The organism is Streptomyces sp. NPDC111656, from assembly GCF_055656965.1.
The window spans coordinates 37,377-59,252 of sequence record NZ_JBVKCA010000025.1 but is presented as its reverse complement, the minus strand read 5'-3'; the positions used below and the strand labels follow the sequence as shown (position 1 = coordinate 59,252).

At 71.5% G+C, this 21,876-nt stretch carries 18 protein-coding genes; 8 read left to right on the top strand and 10 right to left on the bottom strand.

What is annotated here, in order from left to right; translation table 11 throughout:
- Positions 1 to 106 precede the first annotated feature (106 nt).
- On the top strand, positions 107 to 1,627 hold the full coding sequence (locus ACZ7M3_RS44550; RefSeq protein ID WP_472071509.1) for an amino acid permease: 1,521 nt from the start codon (positions 107 to 109) through the stop codon (positions 1,625 to 1,627).
- 74 nt (positions 1,628 to 1,701) lie between these two features.
- Entirely contained in the window at positions 1,702 to 3,168 is a 1,467-nt protein-coding gene (locus ACZ7M3_RS44545; RefSeq protein WP_472071507.1) for an ArnT family glycosyltransferase, read from the top strand.
- Between the two features lie 26 nt (positions 3,169 to 3,194).
- Here the strand turns inward: ACZ7M3_RS44545 and ACZ7M3_RS44540 are convergent, their stop codons facing one another.
- Positions 3,195 to 3,569, bottom strand: a complete 375-nt coding sequence (locus ACZ7M3_RS44540) for a PIN domain-containing protein (protein WP_075030532.1) — start codon at positions 3,567 to 3,569, stop codon at positions 3,195 to 3,197.
- Between the two features lie 792 nt (positions 3,570 to 4,361).
- Here ACZ7M3_RS44540 and ACZ7M3_RS44535 point away from each other — a divergent pair.
- On the top strand, positions 4,362 to 4,559 hold the full coding sequence (locus ACZ7M3_RS44535; protein ID WP_472071505.1) for a hypothetical protein: 198 nt from the start codon (positions 4,362 to 4,364) through the stop codon (positions 4,557 to 4,559).
- Between the two features lie 28 nt (positions 4,560 to 4,587).
- A complete protein-coding gene (locus ACZ7M3_RS44530; protein WP_472071503.1) occupies positions 4,588 to 5,604 on the top strand; it encodes a PLL family lectin in 1,017 nt (338 codons plus the stop codon).
- Between the two features lie 383 nt (positions 5,605 to 5,987).
- Here the strand turns inward: ACZ7M3_RS44530 and ACZ7M3_RS44525 are convergent, their stop codons facing one another.
- The 5 genes from ACZ7M3_RS44525 to ACZ7M3_RS44505 all read right to left on the bottom strand — a co-directional run bounded on the left by ACZ7M3_RS44525 (position 5,988) and on the right by ACZ7M3_RS44505 (position 12,630).
- A complete protein-coding gene (locus ACZ7M3_RS44525; protein ID WP_393023711.1) occupies positions 5,988 to 8,114 on the bottom strand; it encodes a 3-hydroxyacyl-CoA dehydrogenase NAD-binding domain-containing protein in 2,127 nt (708 codons plus the stop codon).
- Positions 8,111 to 9,337: a thiolase family protein gene (locus tag ACZ7M3_RS44520; RefSeq protein WP_099920196.1), complete on the bottom strand. Its 1,227-nt coding sequence runs from the start codon at positions 9,335 to 9,337 to the stop codon at positions 8,111 to 8,113. Before ACZ7M3_RS44520 ends, ACZ7M3_RS44525 begins: the two co-directional genes overlap by 4 nt.
- 265 nt (positions 9,338 to 9,602) lie before the next feature.
- Positions 9,603 to 10,880: an HRDC domain-containing protein gene (locus tag ACZ7M3_RS44515; protein ID WP_472071500.1), complete on the bottom strand. Its 1,278-nt coding sequence runs from the start codon at positions 10,878 to 10,880 to the stop codon at positions 9,603 to 9,605.
- Between the two features lie 124 nt (positions 10,881 to 11,004).
- A complete protein-coding gene (locus tag ACZ7M3_RS44510; RefSeq protein ID WP_054234007.1) occupies positions 11,005 to 11,667 on the bottom strand; it encodes a response regulator transcription factor in 663 nt (220 codons plus the stop codon).
- Positions 11,668 to 12,003: 336 nt separating this feature from the next.
- A complete protein-coding gene (locus ACZ7M3_RS44505) occupies positions 12,004 to 12,630 on the bottom strand; it encodes a DUF3000 domain-containing protein (RefSeq protein WP_177324192.1) in 627 nt (208 codons plus the stop codon).
- Positions 12,631 to 12,834: 204 nt separating this feature from the next.
- Here ACZ7M3_RS44505 and hemE point away from each other — a divergent pair, with 204 nt between their 5' ends.
- The gene (hemE, locus tag ACZ7M3_RS44500; protein WP_452977231.1) at positions 12,835 to 13,905 is read left to right on the top strand and encodes a uroporphyrinogen decarboxylase; all 1,071 of its coding nucleotides are present in this window, start codon (positions 12,835 to 12,837) and stop codon (positions 13,903 to 13,905) included.
- Between the two features lie 53 nt (positions 13,906 to 13,958).
- Here the strand turns inward: hemE and ACZ7M3_RS44495 are convergent, their stop codons facing one another.
- On the bottom strand, positions 13,959 to 14,777 hold the full coding sequence (locus ACZ7M3_RS44495) for a rhomboid family intramembrane serine protease (protein ID WP_351304611.1): 819 nt from the start codon (positions 14,775 to 14,777) through the stop codon (positions 13,959 to 13,961).
- A 124-nt stretch (positions 14,778 to 14,901) separates the two neighbouring features.
- Here ACZ7M3_RS44495 and ACZ7M3_RS44490 point away from each other — a divergent pair, with 124 nt between their 5' ends.
- Positions 14,902 to 15,237: a hypothetical protein gene (locus tag ACZ7M3_RS44490; protein ID WP_082417462.1), complete on the top strand. Its 336-nt coding sequence runs from the start codon at positions 14,902 to 14,904 to the stop codon at positions 15,235 to 15,237.
- Between the two features lie 103 nt (positions 15,238 to 15,340).
- On the opposite strand, the gene ACZ7M3_RS44485 is transcribed toward ACZ7M3_RS44490, so the two are convergent.
- Together ACZ7M3_RS44485 and ACZ7M3_RS44480 are read right to left on the bottom strand one after the other, a co-directional pair.
- Positions 15,341 to 16,729 carry an FAD-dependent oxidoreductase gene (locus tag ACZ7M3_RS44485; RefSeq protein WP_472071497.1) on the bottom strand — a complete coding sequence of 463 codons (1,389 nt, stop codon included), beginning with the start codon at positions 16,727 to 16,729 and terminating at the stop codon, positions 15,341 to 15,343.
- 27 nt (positions 16,730 to 16,756) lie between these two features.
- The gene (locus ACZ7M3_RS44480) at positions 16,757 to 17,743 is read right to left on the bottom strand and encodes a DUF4349 domain-containing protein (RefSeq protein ID WP_472071495.1); all 987 of its coding nucleotides are present in this window, start codon (positions 17,741 to 17,743) and stop codon (positions 16,757 to 16,759) included.
- A 179-nt stretch (positions 17,744 to 17,922) separates the two neighbouring features.
- Here ACZ7M3_RS44480 and hemG point away from each other — a divergent pair, with 179 nt between their 5' ends.
- On the top strand, positions 17,923 to 19,383 hold the full coding sequence (hemG, locus tag ACZ7M3_RS44475; RefSeq protein WP_472071493.1) for a protoporphyrinogen oxidase: 1,461 nt from the start codon (positions 17,923 to 17,925) through the stop codon (positions 19,381 to 19,383).
- A gap of 4 nt (positions 19,384 to 19,387) precedes the next feature.
- Positions 19,388 to 20,119: a hydrogen peroxide-dependent heme synthase gene (gene hemQ / locus ACZ7M3_RS44470; RefSeq protein WP_054233999.1), complete on the top strand. Its 732-nt coding sequence runs from the start codon at positions 19,388 to 19,390 to the stop codon at positions 20,117 to 20,119.
- Here the strand turns inward: hemQ and ACZ7M3_RS44465 are convergent, their stop codons facing one another.
- Positions 20,120 to 21,778: an alpha/beta hydrolase gene (locus ACZ7M3_RS44465; protein WP_472071491.1), complete on the bottom strand. Its 1,659-nt coding sequence runs from the start codon at positions 21,776 to 21,778 to the stop codon at positions 20,120 to 20,122.
- Between the last annotated feature and the right edge of the window lie 98 nt (positions 21,779 to 21,876).

The window sequence follows — 21,876 nt, the reverse complement described above, 5'->3', positions numbered from 1 at the left end:
CACGGGTGGCGAAACCGGCCCATTTGCGTGAATCCGACCGCACCGGGGCATGCGCGGTACACGCCCCCTCGATCATGTCGAGGACACCGAGCGTGGAGGTAGGCCCGTGAGCAGCACCCTCTTCAGGACTAAGAAGGTCGAACAATCGATCTTGGACACTGAGGAGCCGGAGCACGCACTCAAGAAGTCGCTGTCGGCTCTGGATCTCACCGTCTTCGGCGTCGGTGTCATCATCGGAACCGGCATCTTCGTCCTCACCGGCAAGGTCGCCAAGGAGAACGCGGGCCCCGCGGTCTCGCTGGCGTTCGTCGTCGCGGGTGTCGTCTGTGCCCTGGCGGCGCTGTGCTACGCGGAGTTCGCCTCCACGGTCCCGGTGGCGGGGTCCGCATACACGTTCGCGTACGCCTCGCTCGGTGAGCTGCCCGCCTGGATCATCGGCTGGGACCTGGTGCTGGAGTTCGCGCTCGGTACGGCGGTGGTGGCCGTCGGATGGTCGGGGTACGTGCGCTCGCTCCTGGACAACGCGGGCTGGCATCTGCCGGACTATCTCAGCGGGCGCGAGGGGTCCTCCGGGTTCGGCTTCGACATCCTCGCCGCCGCGCTGGTGCTGGTGCTCACGGCGATCCTGGTCATCGGCGTGAAGCTCTCCGCCCGCGTCACCACGGTCGTCGTCGCCATCAAGGTCACCGTCGTGATGATCGTGATCATCGCGGGCGCCTACTTCATCGTGGGCGACAACTACACGCCCTTCATCCCCAAGGCGCAGGCCCAGGAGGCGGGCAGCAGTCTCAACGCCCCGCTCGTCCAGCTCATCTTCGGCTACACACCCACGAACTTCGGCGTGATGGGCATCTTCACCGCCGCCTCCGTCGTCTTCTTCGCCTTCATCGGCTTCGACGTGGTGGCGACGGCCGCCGAGGAGACCAAGAACCCGCAGCGGGACATGCCGCGCGGCATCCTGGGCTCGCTCTTCATCTGCACCGCTCTCTACGTGGCCGTGTCCATCGTCGTCACCGGCATGCAGAGGTACGACCGGCTGTCCATCGACGCCCCGCTCGCCGACGCCTTCAAGGCGACCGGGCACCCCTGGTACGCGGGCGTCATCAGCTTCGGCGCCGCCGTCGGTCTGACCACGGTCTGCATGATCCTGCTGCTCGGCCAGACCCGGGTCTTCTTCGCGATGAGCCGCGACGGACTGCTGCCGCGGTTCTTCTCCCGGGTCCACCCCAGGTTCCGCACCCCGCACCGGCCGACCATCCTGCTCGGCGTGATCATCGCGATCCTGGCGGGCTTCACCAGCCTCAGCGAACTGGCCGAACTGGTCAACATCGGTACGCTCTTCGCCTTCGTCGTGGTCGCGATCGGCGTCGTCATCCTCCGCCACACCCGCCCCGACCTGCCCCGCTCCTTCCGCACCCCGCTCGTCCCGCTCGTCCCGATCGTCTCCGTCCTCGCCTCGCTCTGGCTGATGCTCAACCTGCCGGCCGAGACCTGGCTGCGGTTCGCGGTCTGGATGGTGATCGGCTTCGGCGTCTACTTCCTGTACGGCCGCTCGCACAGCCGTCTCGGGCGGCACGAGGAGACGACCGGGGCAGCGGTGCACCCGCCGCGCCCCAACACCCAGTGATCGGCCCCTATTGGTGCTCCGGCCCCGTATGTCCCGCTCAGGTGGAGACCGCGGGGCCGGATAGCGTGCACCGTATGCTCGCCGGGCTCCTGGAAACACCACGCTCCGCAGCCGCGTCACGGATGTCGGGCCCCGGCTACTGGAGACGGCTGCTGCCCGTCCTCGGGGTGCTGGTCTGTCTCACCCGGGCCCCCTCCTTCGTACGGCCGCTGTGGAACCCCGACGAGGGCTATCTCGCCGTACAGGCGCGGATACTGGCGGGCGGGGGAGAGCTGTACGAGACCGTCGTGGACCGCAAACCGCCGCTCGTGCCGTGGCTGTACGAGGCGGCGTTCGCGGTGTTCGGCTCCGGTTCGCTCACGTCCGTGCGCGTCCTCGCGATCGTGGCCCAGCTGTCGACCGCCGTGCTGCTGGCCTCACTGGCCCGGCGTCGCTGGGGCGATCCGGCCGGGCGCACGGCCGGGGTGCTGTACGTGCTGGTCTCGATCGGGCTCAACCCCGAAGACGCGCAGGCGGCGACCTTCGAGGTGTTCATACTGCCCTGCACGGCGGCCGCGATGTGGTGCGCCGACCGGTGCCGCTGGGGCGCCGCGGGGGTCGCCGTGGCCTGCTCCTTCCTGACCAAGCAGACCGGCGGGGTGGTGCTCGTGCCGGTGCTGTGGATGCTGTGGCGGCAGGAGACGGCACCCCGAAGAGGCCTGCTGTGGGTCGGAGTTGGTGTGGTCGCCCCGGTCCTCGGCGCGGCGCTGCTCACCACCCCGGCGGGATTCCTGTTCTGGACGGTCACCGGATCGGGTGCCTACGTCTCCTTCAGGGGCTCCGAACTCCACGTCCTGTCACGGGGGTTGACCAACACGGGGATCCTCGCGGCAGCCTGCGCGGGCCTGATCCCGCCGATCCTGCGGGCGCTGCGCGTGGCCCGCACCGGCGCGGCCGAACTCTGGCTGTGGCTCGGCTCGTCGGCGGTGGCGGTCCTGGTCGGCTTCCACTTCTTCGGCCACTACTACCTGCAACTCATCCCGTCCGTGGCCCTGTTGGCGACGGCCGCGCTCCAGATCCTGCCCCGCGACCGCCTGGTGACCGCCGTCTGCGCCTCGGTCGGCTGCTGTGCGCTGTTCCTGGCCTGGGGCCTGCTCGCGCCACGCCCCGAACTCGGGCACGCCCAGCGCCTCGCCGCCGCCCTGGACCACCGTACGGATCCCGGGGACCGCGTCCTCGTGTGGGGCATACACCCGGAGACGTACTGGCTGGCGAACCGGACACCCGCCAGCCGCTATCTGACCGCCGGGCTCCTCACCAACTACAGCGGGGGCCGCGACGGTCCCCAGGTCGGCGAGAAGTACGCCGTCGAGGGCGCCTGGCCGGTGTTCCGCGCGGAACTGACGGCCCACCCACCGTCCCTCGTCGTCGACGACTCCCGGGGCAAGCCGTACGCCCCCGACCGGGTCAGCTCGCTGCGCCGGCTGCTGGCCGCGGGGTACGAGGAGGCGGGCACGGTGGACGGGGCGGTGCTGTACGCCCGCGCGGGGCGCCCGGACTGACCCCCGGGGCCGCGCCGCGCACCGGCTCAGGACGGCCCCCGTACCGTCCGGGGTCCCGCCACCTCCGCGCCCGACTCGGTCACCCTGCGCCGCAGTTCACGGTCCGCCGTGATGACCAGGACGGGGCGGTCACCGGCCTCGGTCACCACCTCCACGATGCGGTCGTCGCCGCTGCCGGGTGCCTCCACGACCCGTACACCGGGGACGGACTCCACACCCTTGGCCGCGCCCTCCACCACGAGGACCAGCTCCACCGGACCCTCGTGCCCGGGCAGTCCGTCCCGGGCGAGCCGGTCCCGCAGCCGCTCCGCGGCACCCCGGCGGTCGCGCCACCAGCCGTCGGGGACGGAGCCGACGACGTTGGCGGCGTCGATGATCACGAGCAGAGGCTGGTCGGTCATCCGGCCAGCGTCGCATGAACGGCCGTCACACGAGTTTCAGGAAACGTTCATCCTGTGGTGAGGCTCGCGGCTCCCCTGCCGCCTCCGCGTGCGGGCACACGGGAGGCCGAGCGGCCGCAACGGGGTCCAGCGCACCGTCCCGAGCGACGCGCCCGGCATCGAGGTCGGACTCGACCGGCTCTCCGGCTACCGGGATTCATCCGCAGTGCATCGGGTTTCAGCCCGGTGGTGAAGCGAATCTTGTCGTGTCGACGCGGAGCGTCGCGGATTCCTGTTCGGCGGAGCCGGACGTCCCGTGTTCACCACCCGTGGCGCGGAGCGCCGTGATGGCCGGTCCTGGCGGAGCCGGGTGATGCTCACACCGGCCGGTTCTGTTGCTCGATGTACTCCTTGACCACGGAGAGTGCGCCGCCGACGGTTCCTACGAAGGCGGTGCGCGCCCGTGCGGACGTCCGGAAGGAAAGGGGGCCCGTAAGGGCGCGAAGACCGGTGCGCCCGGTTCGAGTCCCGCAAGGACAACCGTCAGTCGATCCGGTTCACCGCCAACGCCCGCTGGTCGATCACCGATAGCGGGCGGCTGAACCTGCCGAAGACCCTGCCCACCGAGAACGGCACGGTGGAGCTGTACGTCCCGGGCAAGAACACCGTATGGCGCTGGTACCAGCCCGAACCGGGCCGCACCTGCCTGTACTACCGGGAGGGCGGCACCCAGCAGGTCATGGCCGGCCGCTGGCCCGGATCCGGCGCCGGGCTCGGCGGCCACGGCGGTACGGGCGCCGTGGCCGCCCCGTCGTGTCGCTGCCCGACCGCGACAAGGTCATCTCCGGCACCCACTGGCGCGAGTCCGGCGACATGTTCACCCACGCCCCCGCGATGGCACGGGACGCCGCGGGCGCCGTCGTCCTGGCGGTCATCGGCACCGACGGGCGCCTGCACGTCCGCCGCCGGCTGTCACCGGCCGCGGGCAGCCCCCTGGGCCCCTGGCGATGACGAGTGGGACCCGGATTAAAGTAATCCGGTGAACGGCGAATGGCTCAGACGCGGTCGCGACGGCAGGCTCAGTGTGTACCTGCTGTCGGGCACCGCCGTCCACTGCCGGGCGGAGCGCGGCCCCGGCGGCCCCTGGGACCCACCGCGCACCATCGGCGGCGAGCAGCGCCTGCACCCCGTCCTCGCCGTCGGCCAGGGCGCCGACGGCTACGCCCATCTCGTCTCCTGGCGCCCCACCGTGCCCGGCGAGTCCGGACTCGTGCACACCACGCACTTCCGGCCACGGCTCGCCGCGCTCGACTGGCACTCGATCGGGCACCCCAACAGGACGGGTGACCGCACCGGTACGCCGGCTGTCGCGGTCGACGCGCAGGGGCGTGCCCATGTCTTCGTGCGCAACAAGGGTGGCGGGGTCAGCATGGTCGTCCAGAAGGAGAAGGGCGGCTGGGATCCGTGGCGCGACCTCAAGGGCAGTGACGTACGGGAGGATCTGGCGGCCGTGACGGGGGAGTCCGGGCTCGTCGAGCTGTACGCGGCCCTGCCCGACGGGGTCGCCCACTGGCGCCAGGAGGAGCCGGGCAAGCAGCCGGTGCTCCAGGAGTCCCTGGAGACATCCATACGCCCCGGAACACTCCGCGCCCTCGCCACCTCCGCCTCCTCCACCACCCTCTTCTTCACCGACGAGGCGGGTGACGTGTGCGCGTGGCGCCCGGGCACCAAGGCTGTCGCCGTGCTCGCGTCGGCCGGTCCCGGGCCCGTCTCGGCGATCCGCTGTGAACTCGACGGCTACGACTGCACGTTGCTCGCGCAGCGGTCGGCCAGTGGTCGGATCGTCTTCGCCGCGTATCCCACCGAGCAGGAGGCGGCGGGGGCGTGGTGGACCGAGTCGGGTCCTGGGCTTCCCGTCGGGGCCGAGGTGTCTCTTGCCGAGGACGAGGACGGGCGTGTGGTGGCGGCGACCCTGGCCCCGGGCGGCGGGGAACTCCTCCTCACCCGACGCAAGGACGAACCGGGCCTGGCGCTGGAGGCGTGGCGCCCGGTGTGACGGAAACGTGGGGTGTGTTCTTCGGCTCCGGGCGGGTGTGGGCTGGTCGCGCAGTTCCCCGCGCCCCTGAGGCGGGGGCTTCGCCCCGCGTCCCCCGCCCGCCTCCGGTTGTTTGGCTGCGGGCGCGGTGGGGGCTGGTCGCGCAGTTCCCCGCGCCCCTTCAGGGCGCTGGCGCGCATCTTCAGCCCGTCCGGCGTTTGAGGACGAGCCTTTCGGGCGATTCGGGGTCGAAGGGGCGGAGCCCCTGGGGGTGATGGGGGTCCCCACTGCTCGAGCGAAGCCGAGAGCTTGGGGGAGGGTAGGGGCGGCGGGGGCGAGGGAAACGGCGGGTGCCCCGTACGCCACGTCGGCATACAGGGCACCCGGGAGACAGAGCGGAGCGGCTACGCGGGGACGGAAGCCACCCCGACCTCGAGGAACCGCTTGCCGGTCACTCGCTCGGAGACGCCCTCACGGTCCAGGTACGGAGTGATCCCGCCCAGGTGGAAGGGCCAGCCGGCACCGGTGATCAGGCAGAGGTCGATGTCCTGGGCCTCGGCGACGACACCCTCGTCGAGCATCAGACCGATCTCCTGGGCGACCGCGTCCAGGACACGGGCACGCACCTGCTCCTCCGCGAGGACCACGTCACCCTGCTTCAGGAGCGCCGCGACCTCGGGGTCCAGCTCCGGCTTCCCGGAGTCGTACACGTAGAAGCCGCGCTTGCCCGCCTTGACGACGGCCGCGAGGTTCGGGGAGACCGTGAAGCGGTCGGGGAAGGCCCGGTTGAGGGTCTCCGAGACGTGCAGACCGATCGCGGGGCCGACCAGCTCCAGCAGGACGAGGGGAGACATCGGCAGGCCCAGGGGCTCGACCGCCTTCTCCGCGACCTCGACCGGCGTGCCCTCGTCGATGACGTTCTGGATCTCGCCCATGAAGCGGGTGAGGATGCGGTTGACGACGAACGCCGGGGCGTCCTTCACCAGCACCGCGGTCTTCTTCAGCTTCTTGGCGACGGCGAACGCCGTGGCCAGCGAGGCGTCGTCCGTCTGCTCGCCGCGCACGATCTCGAGGAGCGGCAGGATCGCGACCGGGTTGAAGAAGTGGAAGCCCACGACCCGCTCGGGGTTCTTCAGCTTCGACGCCATCTCCGTCACCGAGAGGGAGGAGGTGTTGGTGGCGAGGATCGCGTGCGCCGGGGCGACCGCCTCGACCTCCGCGAACACCTGCTGCTTGACGCCGATCTCCTCGAAGACGGCCTCGATGATGAAGTCGGCGTCGGAGAAGCCCTCGGCCTTGTCCAGGACACCGGTCACCAGCGCCTTGAGGCGGTTGGCCTTGTCCTGGTTGATGCGGGACTTCGCCAGCAGCTTGTCGATCTCGGCGTGGACGTAGCCCACACCCTTGTCGACGCGCTCCTGGTCGATGTCCGTGAGGACGACCGGTACTTCGAGGCGGCGGAGGAAGAGCAGGGCGAGCTGCGAGGCCATCAGGCCCGCGCCCACGACGCCCACCTTGGTGACCGGACGGGCCAGGTTCTTGTCCGGCGCGCCCGCGGGGCGCTTGCCGCGCTTCTGGACCAGGTTGAAGGCGTAGATGCCGGAACGCAGTTCGCCGCCCATGATCAGGTCGGCGAGGGCGATGTCCTCGGCGTCGTAGCCCTTCTGCAGGTCGCCGTCCTTGGCCGCCTCGATGATGTCGAGGGCGCGGTACGCGGCCGGAGCCGCCCCGTGCACCTTGCCGTCGGCGATGAACCGGCCCTTGGCGACGGCCTGGTCCCAGGCCTCGCCGCGGTCGATCTCGGGACGCTCGACCGCGATGTCGCCCTTGAGGACGGACGCGGTCCAGAGCAGCGACTGCTCCAGGAAGTCGGCGCCTTCGAAGAGGGCGTCGGCGATGCCGAGGTCGAAGACCTGCTTGCCCTTGAGCTGCTTGTTCTGGTTGAGCGAGTTCTCGATGATGACCGAGACGGCCTTGTCGGCGCCGATCAGGTTCGGGAGCAGCGTGCAGCCGCCCCAGCCCGGGACCAGACCGAGGAAGACCTCGGGGAGGGAGAAGGCCGCGATGGCCTTCGACACCGTGCGGTACTGGCAGTGCAGACCGACCTCGACACCGCCGCCCATCGCCGCGCCGTTGTAGTACGCGAAGGTCGGGACCGCGATGCCCGCGAGGCGCTTGAAGACCTCGTGGCCGCCCTTGCCGATGGCGAGCGCGTCGTCGTGGTTCTTGAGGAGCTCGACGCCCTTCAGGTCCGCGCCGACCGCGAAGATGAACGGCTTGCCGGTGACGCCGACACCGACGATCTCGCCGGCCGCGGCCTCCGCCTCCACCTGGTCGATGGCGGTGTTGAGGTTCGCCAGCGACGCCGGGCCGAAGGTGGTCGGCTTGGTGTGGTCGAAGCCGTTGTCAAGGGTGATGAGCGCGAAGCGCCCGGCACCGAACGGCAGGTCGAGGTGGCGTACGTGCGCGGACGTCACGACCTCGTCGGGGAACAGCTCGGCCGCACCCTTCAGGAGTTCAGCGGTGCTCACTTGTTGCCTCCGGCGTCCTTGTGGTGCGGGTTCTCCCAGATCACCGTGGCGCCCATGCCGAAGCCGACGCACATGGTGGTGAGGCCGTAACGGACCTCCGGCTGCTCCTCGAACTGGCGGGCCAGCTGCGTCATCAGACGGACGCCGGAGGAGGCGAGGGGGTGGCCGTAGGCGATCGCGCCGCCGTACTGGTTGACGCGCGCGTCGTCGTCGGCGATGCCGTAGTGCTCCAGGAAGGCGAGCACCTGGACGGCGAAGGCCTCGTTGATCTCGAAGAGGTTGATGTCCTCGATCGACAGGCCGGCCTGGGCGAGGGCCTTCTCGGTGGCCGGGATCGGGCCGTAGCCCATGACCTCCGGCTCGACGCCCGCGAAGGCGTACGAGACCAGGCGCATCTTGACCGGCAGGCCGTTCTCGCGGGCGAAGTCCTCGGAGGCGAGGATCGACGCGGTCGCACCGTCGTTCAGACCGGCCGCGTTGCCGGCGGTGACCCGGCCGTGCACGCGGAACGGCGTCTTGAGCCCGGCCAGGTTCTCCAGCGTGGTGCCCGGGCGCATCGGCTCGTCGGCGGTGACCAGGCCCCAGCCGGTCTCACCGACCTCCGCGTTGGTGTTGCGCACCGAGATCGGCACCAGGTCCTGCTGGATCTTGCCGTTGGCGTACGCCTTGGCGGCCTTCTCCTGCGAGCGCACGGCGTACTCGTCGGCGCGCTGCTTGGTGATCGTGGGGTAGCGGTCGTGCAGGTTCTCGGCGGTCATGCCCATGAACAGGGCGGACTCGTCGACCAGCTTCTCGCTGACGAACCGCGGGTTCGGGTCCACGCCCTCGCCCATCGGGTGGCGGCCCATGTGCTCGACACCACCGGCGATGACGGCGTCGTACGCGCCGAAGGCGATGGAGCCCGCGGTGGTGGTGACGGCGGTCAGCGCGCCCGCGCACATGCGGTCGATGGAGTAGCCGGGAACCGACTGCGGCAGTCCGGCGAGGATGCCCGCGGTCCGCCCCAGGGTCAGACCCTGGTCACCGATCTGCGTGGTCGCGGCGATGGCGACCTCGTCGATCTTCTTCGGGTCGAGGCCGGGGTTGCGGCGCAGCAGCTCCCGGATGGCCTTCACGACGAGGTCGTCGGCGCGGGTCTCGTGGTAGATGCCCTTCGGGCCCGCCTTGCCGAACGGGGTGCGGACGCCGTCGACGAAGACGACGTCCCTGACGGTACGAGGCACGATGGCTCTCCTCCAGATGCGGGATGGCACTGCTGCGCGTCGCACGCGACTGAGCGCGCGCTCACCCCGTCATGCTACTTGCGAGTAACCAACCTGCCCAGCCCCGACGACGGGAGCGGCGAACGTCACACGAAAGCCGTCCGAGGATCTTGGCGTGATCTCGACGTCGCTCTTTCGCTTCAAGGGCCCCGAAAGGGGCGCGGGGAACCGCGCGAGCAACCCAGAACAACCCGCAGTCGCCGTACGACAGAACCGCGTACGGCGACTAGGCCCCCTTCACCGCCAGCGCCTCCACCAGTACCGGTGTGACCAGATCCACCTGCCACGCCCGAGCCCCGTACCCGGCGAGCGCGGCCGACACCGACTCGGCGTCGGCACCGGCCGGCGGCTCCCAGCACACCCGCCGCACCGTGTCCGGAGTGATCAGGTTCTCCTGCGGCATGTTGAGCTGTTCGGCCAGCGCCGACACGGCGGCCCGCGCCGCGGAGAGCCGGGCGGCGGCGGCCGGGTCCTTGTCGGCCCAGGCACGCGGCGGCGGAGGCCCGGTGACGGGCTGCCCCGGCTGCGGCAGCTCGGCGTCCGGCACTGCCTTCGCGCGGTCCACGGCGGCCTGCCACTGCTCCAGCTGGCGCCGCCCCATCCGGTGCCCGAACCCGTTCAGCGCGGCGAGCGCGTGCACGTTGGCCGGAAGGGAGAGCGCGGCCTCCACGATGGCCCCGTCGCCCAGTACCTTGCCCGGCGAGATGTCCCGGCGCTGGGCGATCCGGTCCCGGGCCTCCCACAGCTCCCGTACGACCGCCATCTGCCGGCGGCGGCGCACCTTGTGCATCCCGGACGTACGGCGCCAGGGGTCCTTGCGCGGCGGCGCGGGCTCGGCCTGCGCGATCGCGTCGAACTCCTGTCGGGCCCAGTCCAGCTTGCCCTGCCGGTCGAGATCCTTCTCCAGGGCGTCGCGCAGGTCGACGAGCAGTTCCACGTCGAGCGCGGCGTAGCGCAGCCACGGCTCCGGGAGCGGGCGCGTGGACCAGTCGACCGCGGAGTGCCCCTTCTCCAGTACGAAGCCGAGCACGCTCTCGACCATCGCGCCCAGGCCCACTCGGGGGAACCCGGCCAGGCGTCCGGCCAGCTCGGTGTCGAAGAGCCGCGTCGGCACCATGCCTATCTCCCGCAGACACGGCAGGTCCTGGGTGGCGGCGTGCAGCACCCACTCGACGCCGGAGATGGCCTCGCCGAGCCCGGAGAGGTCGGGACAGGCGACGGGGTCGATCAGCGCGGTGCCGGCGCCCTCGCGGCGCAGCTGCACCAGGTAGGCGCGCTGGCCGTATCGGTACCCGGACGCGCGTTCGGCGTCCACGGCCACGGGGCCGGAGCCGGCGGCGAAGGCCGCGATCACCTCGGCGAGCGAGGCCTCGTCGGCGACGACGGGCGGAATGCCCTCTCGGGGCTCAAGCAAAGGGATCGGCGCCGATTCGACGTCGTCCGGAGGGCCGCCTCCGGTGGTTCGCAGTGAGCTGTCTTCTGCGGTCTCTTGGGCGTCGGTCACCTGTCAAGGGTATCTGTGTATGGACTGCGCCCGCCGACGGAACGTTCCGTCGACGGGCGCAGGAGGGTCGTAAACCAGTCAGGTCGGTGAAAGTTCCGGTCCGGTGGGGGGTGTGCCCCCGTTTTCAGTGGATGATCCCCGTCCGCAGGGCGACCGCCACCATCCCGGCGCGGTCGCCCGTGCCGAGCTTGCGGGCGATGCGGGCGAGGTGGCTCTTGACGGTCAGCGCGGACAGGCCCATGGAGACGCCGATGGCCTTGTTCGACTGGCCCTCGGCGACGAGCCGGAGCACCTCGACCTCTCGGCCGGAGAGCTCGCGGTAGCCGCCCGGGTGGCTCGGGGCACCCGGGGGGCGGCGGTGCATACGGGCGGCGGCCGAGCCGATCGGTGCGACACCGGGTCGGGTGGGGAGCCCGACGTTCGTACGGGTGCCGGTGACGACATAGCCCTTGACGCCGCCCGCGAGGGCGTTGCGCACGGCGCCGATGTCGTCGGCGGCGGAGAGGGCGAGGCCGTTGGGCCAGCCGGCGGCTCGAGTCTCGGACAGCAGGGTGAGCCCGCTGCCGTCGGGCAGGTGGACGTCGGCGACACAGATGTCGCGCGGGTTGCCGATTCGGGGACGGGCCTCCGCGACGGACGACGCCTCGATGACGTCGCGCACTCCGAGCGCCCAGAGGTGGCGGGTGACGGTGGATCGGACCCGTGGGTCGGCCACGACCACCATGGCGGTCGGCTTGTTCGGGCGGTAGGCGACCAGGCTTGCGGGCTGCTCGAGGAGAACGGACACCAGGCCTCCTGGGGGTGCGGGACGGGGACCGGCTGTGGGGATGAAGCCGGGGCGAACCGTGCTTTCAAGGTCACAGACGTCTTCGGCATCAAACCCGTCCGCCTTTAGAGAATGATCACGATTTGGTGAGTAACAATCTGTGCAATTCGGACACGCGATCGATCATCCGAAGATCAAACCGAGTCGTTCCATGTCGCGACACGGCTGAAAGTGGCCGTATCGACAAAACCTCGGCAAGGAACTCGGCAAAGGGCGTGGCGTTCCGCGAGGTCGAAAAGGGCGCCCGTTCGACATGACACGGGCGCCCCGGAAGACGGAGAACCGAAAGAAGGGCGTTCAGCGGGACTGCGGCCCCCGGCGCTGCGGGAGGGTCACCACCGAGCCGTCGCCCGGCCCCGCCGGGGGCAGGCCCGCGATCTGGCAGAGCAGGTCGCACCAGGCGGCGAGGTGCGCGGCCGTGTCCGGTACGCCGCCCAGGCCCTCGCGGGGCGTCCAGGAGGCCCGGATCTCGATCTGGGACGCGGCGGGGCGCTCGGACAGCCCCCCGAAGTAGTGCGAGCTCGCCCGGGTGACGGTGCCGCTCGGTTCGCCGTACGACAGACCGCGGGCCTGCAACGCGCCGGTCAGCCACGACCAGGAGACGTCGGGGAGCAGCGGGTCGGCCGCCATCTCCGGTTCCAGCTCCGCGCGCACCAGCGTCACCAGCCGGAAGGAGCCCTGCCAGGCGTCGTGCCCCGCCGGGTCGTGCAACAGGATGAGCCGGCCGTCCGCCAGGTCCTCGTCGTCGGCGACGACCGCGGCCTCCAGCGCGTACGCGTAGGGGGCCAGGCGCTGTGGTGGGCGCGTCGGGTCGATCTCGATCTCGGGCCGCAGCCGCGCGGCCCTCAGTGCGTCGACGGCAGCCCGGAAGGGTGGCGGAGCCGTCTCCCTCGCATCCCGGTCCCCCTCCTTGGCATCGTCCATTTCGCCAGCGCCGTCCGACAGTCGTCCCTGAGCCGCAGCCATGCGGGGAAGATTAAGGGGAACGGAGCCCGCGCGCAGGGAGAGACACCCGTGCGCCGGACCACTGTCCGGATCGTGCCGCGCGAAAGCGCAGGCGGGAGCGGACCGGTCCGGGCGCCGGAGCCCGGCGCTTGCGGGTCGGCGGGGCATGGGAGACTTTCCGTCGTGAGTGCCAATGACCGCCCCGCCACGGGCCAGCCGCCGACAGCCACGTACGAGTCCGCCTTCCTCAAGGCGTGCAGGCGCGAGCCCGTGCCGCACACGCCGGTGTGGTTCATGCGGCAGGCCGGTCGCTCGCTGCCCGAGTACCTCAAGGTGCGCGAGGGCATTCCCATGCTGGACTCCTGCATGCGGCCCGAGCTGGTCGCCGAGATCACCCTCCAGCCCGTACGCCGGCACAACGTGGACGCGGCGATCTACTACAGCGACATCGTCGTCCCGCTGAAGGCCATCGGCATCGACCTCGACATCAAGCCGGGCGTCGGCCCGGTCGTCGCGAACCCGATCCGCACCCGCGCCGACCTGGCCCAGCTGCGCGACCTGACCCCCGAGGACGTCTGGTACGTCACCGAGGCGATCAAGCTCCTGACGGCCGAGCTCGGCGAGACCCCGCTCATCGGTTTCGCGGGCGCCCCTTTCACCCTCGCGAGTTACCTCGTGGAGGGCGGCCCGTCCAAGAACCACGAGCACACCAAGGCGCTCATGTACGGCGACCCGCAACTGTGGGCCGACCTGATCGACCGTCTCGCCGAGATCACCTCCGCCTTCCTGAAGGTGCAGATCGAGGCGGGCGCCAGTGCCGTCCAGCTCTTCGACTCCTGGGTCGGCGCCCTGGCACCCGCCGACTACCGCCGTTCGGTGCTGCCCGCGTCCGCGAAGGTCTTCGACTCCGTGGCCGGGTACGGCGTCCCGCGCATCCACTTCGGCGTCGGCACCGGTGAGCTGCTCGGCCTCATGGGCGAGGCGGGCGCGGACGTCGTCGGCGTCGACTGGCGGGTCCCGCTCGACGAGGCCGCCCGCCGGGTCGGCCCCGGCAAGGCGCTCCAGGGCAACCTCGACCCGGCGGTCCTGTTCGCCACCACCGAGGCCGTGGAGGCCAAGACCCGCGAGGTGCTGGACGCCGCCGCCGGTCTCGAGGGCCATGTCTTCAACCTCGGCCACGGCGTCCTGCCGAGCATGGACCCGGACGCGCTGACCCGTCTCGTGGAGTACGTGCACCAGCAGACCGCGCGCTGACCTCCTGCGAGGGACGGCCTACGGGGACGACGCACGCCTCGACTCCGCCCGCCTCACCAGCCGTGCCGTGCCTGTCTGCCGAACAGCAGGCTGCGCGGTTCCGGCGGTGGCGGGGTGCCCGGGCGCAGCGGCCAGGCCAGCAGCATCCCCACGAGGAAGCCGACCACGTGGGCCTCGTACGCCACGGTTCCGGCGGTGGAGACGCCGCCGCCGGACGAGTACACCGCCTGCAACGCGAACCAGAAGCCCAGCACCAGCCACGCGGGCAGGCGCAGCGGCAGGAAGACCAGGAACGGGACGAGCACCCAGACCCTGACCCTCGGATAGAGCACCAGATAGGCGCCGAGGACTCCGGCGATCGCTCCGGAGGCGCCGATCAGCGGGTCGGCCGAGTCGGCGTTGAGGTACGCGAAGCCGTACGCCGCCGCGTAACCGCACGCCACGTAGAACACCGCGAACCGCACATGTCCGAGGCGGTCCTCGATGTTGTTGCCGAAGATCAGCAGGAAGAGCATGTTGCCGAGCAGGTGCAGCCAGCTGCCGTGCAGGAACATCGCGGTGAGGACCGAGAGCGGCGGCGACTTGTCGTACGTCGGCGGCCCCACCAGGCACCCGGGGCCCCCTGACCCGACGCCGACGTCGCCGGTCGGGACCAGGCGGGGCAGTCGGTGGTGGACCAACTCCTGCGGCACCGCGGCGTAGTGCTCCAGGAACGCGTGCAGATGGCACAGCTGGGAGAGCCCGCTGTCACCCGCCACCGATCCCGCGAGGCCGGGCGTGTAGAGGAACACCAGAACATTGGCGGCGATCAGCGCATACGTCACATAGGGCGTGCGGCGCACCGGGTTCACGTCATGGACGGGGATGACCACGAGGAACTAGTGCCCGGGATACGCCGGGTGAATCCGTGAACGTCCCCGCCCTCGCATCCGTATGTCTCCTCAACCGCCCGCACCGCGACGAAGACGCGACGCGAGAGACGTGAGGACACAGGCGATGAACGACCGAGTTACTCCTCCGATGCATGCCCTGCCCGACGGCGAGGCGGAAATCGCCCTGGTGCTCCACCTCCCCTGGGAGGACGTCGCCGCGCTCGGCCAGGAGGCCGGACGGCTCGCGGCGCGGATGCAGCGGCCGGTGACCCTCGACGAGGCCGTGAGCCACCGACTGCGCTCCGCGCGGTCGGCCGCCCACGCCAAGCCGCCGACGACGCAGCCCGCGGCCGTCACCGCCTCGGCGTCGGTGTCCTCGCTTCCGGCGCGGCCGCCGGCCGAGCAGGCGCGGCAGGCGATAGACCGGATCAATGGGAACGCGGGGCACGAGTCTGCGTAGGCGTGTGGCGGTTGAGTGTTGACCGCGGGTGCGCTGTGGCTGGTCGCGCCCACGCGGCGGAGCCGCATATGTCACAGCCCCGCGCCCCTTCGGGGCGCTCCACTTACGCGGCGTTTTTACGTACCGCCGATACCGCCTTGCGTGCCGCCACCAGGATGGGGTCCCACACCGGTGAGAACGGGGGCGCGTAGCCCAGGTCCAGGGATGTCATCTGTTCCACCGTCATGCCCGCGGTCAGCGCGACCGCGGCGATGTCGACCCGCTTCGCCGCGCCTTCCCCGCCGACGATCTGCACGCCGAGCAGCCGCCCCGTGCGGTGCTCGGCGAGCATCTTCACCGTCATGAGGTCCGCGTCCGGGTAGTAGCCCGCGCGGCTGGTCGACTCGATGGTGACGGCCTCGAACCGCAGGCCCGCCCGGTGCGCGTCCTTCTCGCGCAGCCCGGTGCGGGCGATCTCCAGATCGCAGACCTTGCTCACGGCCGTGCCGACGACACCGGGGAAGGTCGCGTACCCGCCGCCCACGTTGGAGCCGATGACCTGACCGTGCTTGTTGGCGTGCGTGCCCAGCGCGATGTGCCGTTCGCGTCCCGAGATCAGGTCGAGCACCTCGACGCAGTCGCCGCCGGCCCAGATGTTCTCGTGTCCTCGTACCCGCATCGCCAGGTCGGTGAGCAGCCCGCCGTGGTCGCCGAGGGGGAGTCCCGCGGCCCGTGCGAGCGTGGTCTCGGGGCGTACGCCGATGCCGAGCACGACCACGTCCGCGGGGTACTCCGCGTCCTCGGTGGCCACCGCGCGGACCCGGCCCGCGTCCCCGGTGAGGAGCTTGGTGATCTCGGCGTCGTTGACCATGGTGACGCCGAGGTTCTCCATGGCCGTGTGCACCAGGCGGCCCATGTCCGGGTCGAGGGTGGACATCGGCTCCTTGCCGCGGTTGACGACCGTCACCTCGTACCCGCGGTTGATGAGCGCCTCGGCCATCTCCACGCCGATGTAGCCCGCGCCGACGACCACCGCGCGACGGCCCTCGGTCGTCGCCAGTGTGTCCAGGAGGGCCTGGCCGTCGTCCAGGGTCTGCACGCCGTGCACGCCCGGAGCGTCGACGCCCGGCAGGTCGGGGCGGATCGGACGGGCGCCGGTCGCGATCACGAGTTTGTCGTACGAGGTCCACTCCTCGGCCCCGGACTCGAGGTCGAGCGAGCGGACGCGGCCCCCGGCGACATCGATCTCCGTGACCTCGGTGCGCATCCGCAGGTCGATCGCGCGCTCGCGGTGTTCCGCCGGGCTCCGGGCGATCAGCCGGTCCCGCTCGGGGACGTCGCCGCCCACCCAGTACGGGATGCCGCAGGCCGAGTAGGAGCTGAAGTGACCGCGTTCGAACGCCACGATCTCCAGCTCGTCGGGCCCGCGCATCCGGCGTGCCTGTGACGCGGCGGACATGCCCGCCGCGTCACCCCCGATCACGACCAGTCGCTCCGTACGGCTCATGCTCATGCGAACACGCTACGGGGAGCGGGCATTTCAGTCCTCGTCGCCACCCTCTTCGCGCACCGGCGGTGCCACCGGCAGCGAACCCGCGCTCGCGGGAGCCGCTTCGGCCCCGGGCCGGCGCGGCCGCCCCGTGCGGGCGAGCCGCAGCCACAGCGCCAGGAGGAGCCCGGCGCTCAGCAGGAACGGGAGCACCACGCCGAACACCACGGCGATCCAGCGCAGCATCGTGACGAACGCGTCCCAGCCGCCCGTCAGCGCGTCCACGAAGCCCGGCGCGTCGGACTTCTTCGCGGCTGCCTTCAACGGGGTCTCGGAGAGGGAGAGCGTGATGGTGGCCAGGCTGGTGCGGTCCTTCAGGGACGCCTGCTGGGCGAGCAGGGCGTCGAGGTCCGATTCACGGGTGCTCAACTCCCCTTCCAGGGCGACCACATCGCTGAGCTTGGTGGCCCGGTCCATCAGCTCGCGGACCCGGGCCACGCTGACGCGCTGCGACTTGACGCGGCTCTCCACGTCGACGACCTGGTCGGTGACGTCCTCCGCCTTCGCCGTCCGCTCGACGACCTTCCCGGTGCCCTCCAGGGAGGAGAGCACCGCGTCGTAGCGGTTGGTGGGCACACGCAGTACGGCTCGGGTGCGCTCGCGGCCCCCGCCGTCCCGGGTGGTCGTCTCGTTGCCGACGTAGCCGCCCGCGTCGACGGCCGCGGTGCGGGCGGCGTCCAGCGCCTTGGGCACATCCTTGACCTGCAGGGTCAGCGAGGCGGTGCGGATGATGTGGCTGCCGGCCGGTACGGATGTGCCGGTGGCCTTGGACGGGCTGGTGGACTTCGCGCCGCCCGCGCCCGGGGCGACGCTGCCCGCCGCGTCCGAGCGGGCGTTCTCGGCGCCCGGCGCGGCCGCCTTGTCGTCGCTGGAGGCGGAGCCACCGTCGGCGGCGCCGCAGCCCGTCACCGCGAGGGCGGCGGCGAGGACCATCCCGGCGATGACCGGGCCGGTTCGTGCGGAACGTCGTGTGTGCATGTGGGCGTACCCCCGTGGCTGGTGACTGCTGACCCTCCTTCGACGCCGGAGCAGGGCACGACGTTGGCCGGATCCGATCGCGATGCGGTCACGGTCGGGACTCGTGCAGGACACCGCCGTACCGGACGACGGCTCCGGGTCCCGGCGGGCCTGTCAGCGGGGTCTGAGAAGGTGGAGTCATGCGCGCACAGGACAGTCGTACGGGTACGGGACAGGTCGTCGTCATCGGGGGCGGCATCGCCGGTCTGGCCGCCGCCCACCGTCTGCTGGACCGCGGCGCGCGGGTGACCGTCCTGGAGGCGTCGGACCGCGTCGGCGGCAAGCTGCTGCCCGGCGAGATCGCGGGAGCCCGGGTCGACCTCGGCGCCGAGTCGATGCTCGCCCGCCGCCCGGAAGCGGTCGCGCTCGCCCGCGAGGTGGGCCTCGCCGACCGTCTCCAGCCGCCCGCCACCGCGACCGCCTCCCTGTGGACGCGCGGCGCGCTGCGCCCCATGCCCAAGGGCCACGTCATGGGCGTGCCCGGCACGGCCACCGCCCTCTCCGGAGTCCTCTCCGACGAGGGCCTGGCCCGCATCGAGCGCGACGCCGAGCTGCCCCGCACGGAAGTCGGCGACGACGTGGCCGTGGGGGAGTACGTGGCGGCACGCCTCGGCCGCGAGGTCGTCGACCGCCTGGTCGAGCCCCTCCTGGGCGGCGTCTACGCGGGCGACGCGTACCGCATCTCGATGCGGCTGGCCGTCCCCCAGCTGTTCGCCGCCGTCCGCACCCATGTCTCCCTGACCGAGGCGGTCCGCGAGATCCAGGCGAAGGCGGCCGCGGCCCAGCAGACCGGACCGGTGTTCATGGGCATCGAGGGCGGAGTGGGTCAACTCCCGCTCGCGGTCGCGCGGTCGGTGCGCGCGCGGGGCGGCGAGATCCTCACCGACACCACGGTGACGGAGCTGCGCCGCGCCGAGGACGGCGGCTGGCGGGTGGTGGCCGGGGGCCGCGTCCTGCACGCGGACGGGGTCGTCATCGCGGTGCCCGCAGGCGCGGCCGCCGCCCTGCTGAGGGTCGAGGCGCCCGCGGCGGCCACCGAGCTGGCCGGTGTCGAGTACGCCTCCATGGCGCTGGTGACGCTCGCCTACCGGCGTGCGGACATCACCCTCCCCGAAGGGAGCGGTTTCCTGGTGCCGCCGGTGGACGGCCACACCATCAAGGCGTCCACCTTCGCCTCCCGGAAGTGGGGCTGGATCGCCGAGGAGAACCCCGACCTGCTCGTCCTGCGCACCTCCGTCGGGCGGTACGGCGAGACGGAGGTGCTGGGCCGCGACGACGCCGACCTCGTGGACGTCTCCCGGCACGACCTGCGCGAGGCCACCGGCCTGGCCGCCGAGCCCGTGGCGACCCGGGTGACCCGGTGGGACGACGGCCTGCCGCAGTACCCGGTCGGGCACCACACGCGCGTGGCCCGCGTCCGCGAGCACGTGGCCAAGCTCCCGGGACTCGCCGTCTGCGGCGCGGCGTACGACGGGGTCGGCATCCCCGCGTGCGTCGCGAGCGCGTACGCCGCCGTGGACCAGCTCGGCGGCGACCGCGCCGGACTGGACGAGCTGAGGGCGAACCCGGTGCAGAGCCTGCACGGCGGAGCGGGAGAATAGCCTCATGAGTGACGACGCCCCCACCACCGAGTCCGGCAGGGTCCCGAACAAGGGCAAGCTGGCCAAGGACCTCAACGAGGTCATCCGCTACACCCTGTGGTCCGTGTTCAAGCTGAAGGACGTGCTGCCCGAGGACCGCGCCGGCTTCGCCGACGAGGTCCAGGAGCTCTTCGACCAGCTCGCCGCGAAGGACGTCACCGTCCGCGGCACCTACGACGTGTCGGGGCTGCGCGCCGACGCCGACCTGATGATCTGGTGGCACGCCGAGACCAGCGACCAGCTCCAGGAGGCGTACAACCTCTTCCGCCGCACCAGGCTGGGCCGCGCCCTGGAGCCGGTCTGGTCGAACATGGCGCTGCACCGCCCCGCCGAGTTCAACCGCTCGCACATCCCGGCGTTCCTCGCCGACGAGACGCCGCGCAACTATGTGAGCGTCTACCCCTTCGTGCGCTCCTACGACTGGTACCTGCTGCCCGACGAGGACCGCCGCCGCATGCTCGCCGACCACGGCAAGATGGCCCGCGGCTACCCGGACGTGCGCGCCAACACGGTCGCCTCGTTCTCCCTCGGGGACTACGAGTGGATGCTCGCGTTCGAGGCCGACGAGCTGTACCGCATCGTCGACCTCATGCGCCACCTGCGCGCCTCCGAGGCCCGCATGCACGTCCGCGAGGAGGTCCCGTTCTACACGGGCCGCCGTAAGTCCGTGGCCGAGCTGGTCGCCGGGCTCGCCTGATCAGGGAGCCTGGCGGGTCGTCTTCGCGTCCTCACGGGCCTGTGCGTCGTGCCGGGTGGTCTTGTCACCGCCCGGCGCGGCCGGCTTCGGCTCCGCGTGCGGGGCGCACGCCGCGCGCCGCTTCGGGAGGCGGCCCTCCAGGAGGTACGCCTCCAGGTAGCCGTTGACGCATTGGTTGGGCCCGCCCGCGATTCCGTGCGTCCCGGCGCCGTTCTCGGTCACCAGGACCGAGCCGGACAGCCGCCGCTGGAGCTCCACCGCTCCCTCGTAGGGCGTCGCCGCGTCCCGCTCGGCCGCCAGGATCAGGACCGGCGTCAGCGCCCCGGGCAGCGTCCGCACATCGAGGGGCTTCTGGCGCGGCACCGGCCAGTACGCGCACGGCAGGTTCATCCACGCGTTGTCCCAGGTCTCGAACGGTGCCACGCGCGCGAGCCGCGTGTTGTCCCGGTCCCAGGTATGCCAGTCCGTCGGCCAGGCCGCGTCGTTGCACTCCACGGCCGTGTACACCGCGTTGCCGTTCTCCGCCTCGGCCGACGCCTCCGGATGCGGCGCGGCCTGCTGGATCAGCGGCTTCGGGTCGCCCTTCAGATAGGCGGACAGCGCCAGGGCGCGCTGCGGCCAGTAGTCGTCGAAGTACCCCGCCTCCAGGAACGCGCCCTGCAACTGACGCGGCCCCACCTTGCCGCCCGCGGGCGCCGCGGCGAGCCGTGCCCGCGCCTTCTCGTAGTTGCGCAGCACCGCTCGGGGCGTGGTGCCGAGCGCGTACTCCTTGTCGTGCTTGGCGACCCACGCGCGGAAGTCCGCCCAACGGGCCTCGAACGCGACCGACTGGTCGAGGTTGTTCCGGTACCAGATCTGCCGGGGGTCGGGGTTGACCGCCGAGTCGAACACCATCCGGCGTACGTGCGAGGGGAAGAGCGTCGCGTACAGGGCGCCGAAGTACGTGCCGTACGACGCCCCCATGAACGTCAGTTTCCGCTCGCCCAGCGCCGCGCGCAGCACATCGAGGTCGCGGGCGTTGTTGAGCGAGGTGTAGTGCCGGATGCCCTGCCCGGAGCGCTTGAGGCAGCCGCGCGCGTACGCCTGTGCCTCCGCGATGCGCTCCTTCTTGTACGTCTCCGAGGGGTACGTCGGCGACTGCGCGGGCCCCTTCAGAAAGCGCTTCGGGTCCTCGCAGGACAGCGGGGCCGAGCGGTCCACGCCGCGCGGGGAGTAGCCCACGAGGTCGTACGCGGCCGCGACGCGCTTCCACTCGGGGAGGAAGCCGATCAGCGGGAAGTACATGCCGGACGCGCCCGGGCCGCCCGGGTTGTAGACGAGGGAGCCCTGACGCGGCACCTTGTGCTTGGAGTTGCGCAGGTCCTTGCCGGTGGCGCCGGCGCGGCTGACGGTCAGTTTGATCTTCTTGCCGTCAGGTTGCGCGTAGTCCAGTGGCACGGTGACCGTGCCGCAGCGCATCTCGACCGGGAAGTGGTCCCCCTTGGGGCACGCGCCCCAGTGGACGCCGGCCTTCGCGGCGCGGGCGGCGGAGACGACGGTGCCGCGCGCCTCGAGGGCGGCCGCGGGGTCCGGCCAGGCCGCCGCACCGCCCGCGGGGGCGGCGACGAGGCCGCTCAGAAGCAAGGACCCGGTGGTTCCGTACAGGACGACAGCTCTCATCGCGTATCCCCTTCGGCGCACGGCAGCGACAAAAGGGATGTTTGGTTCGTCAGTTGATGAAGTAAAGCACCTGGTGCCGGTGTCGGCCCCAATGACCC

Bases quoted from the DNA above. Each gene is read 5' to 3' on its own strand.
- ACZ7M3_RS44485 (WP_472071497.1), bottom strand. From the start codon at position 16,729: ATGAGCATGAGCCGTACGGAGCGACTGGTCGTGATCGGGGGTGACGCG.
- ACZ7M3_RS44480 (WP_472071495.1), bottom strand. From the start codon at position 17,743: ATGCACACACGACGTTCCGCACGAACCGGCCCGGTCATCGCCGGGATG.
- ACZ7M3_RS44540 (WP_075030532.1), bottom strand. From the start codon at position 3,569: ATGACCGACCAGCCTCTGCTCGTGATCATCGACGCCGCCAACGTCGTC.
- hemG (WP_472071493.1), top strand. From the start codon at position 17,923: ATGCGCGCACAGGACAGTCGTACGGGTACGGGACAGGTCGTCGTCATC.
- ACZ7M3_RS44505 (WP_177324192.1), bottom strand. From the start codon at position 12,630: ATGGACGATGCCAAGGAGGGGGACCGGGATGCGAGGGAGACGGCTCCG.
- ACZ7M3_RS44545 (WP_472071507.1), top strand. From the start codon at position 1,702: ATGCTCGCCGGGCTCCTGGAAACACCACGCTCCGCAGCCGCGTCACGG.
- ACZ7M3_RS44490 (WP_082417462.1), top strand. From the start codon at position 14,902: ATGAACGACCGAGTTACTCCTCCGATGCATGCCCTGCCCGACGGCGAG.
- hemQ (WP_054233999.1), top strand. From the start codon at position 19,388: ATGAGTGACGACGCCCCCACCACCGAGTCCGGCAGGGTCCCGAACAAG.
- ACZ7M3_RS44465 (WP_472071491.1), bottom strand. From the start codon at position 21,778: ATGAGAGCTGTCGTCCTGTACGGAACCACCGGGTCCTTGCTTCTGAGC.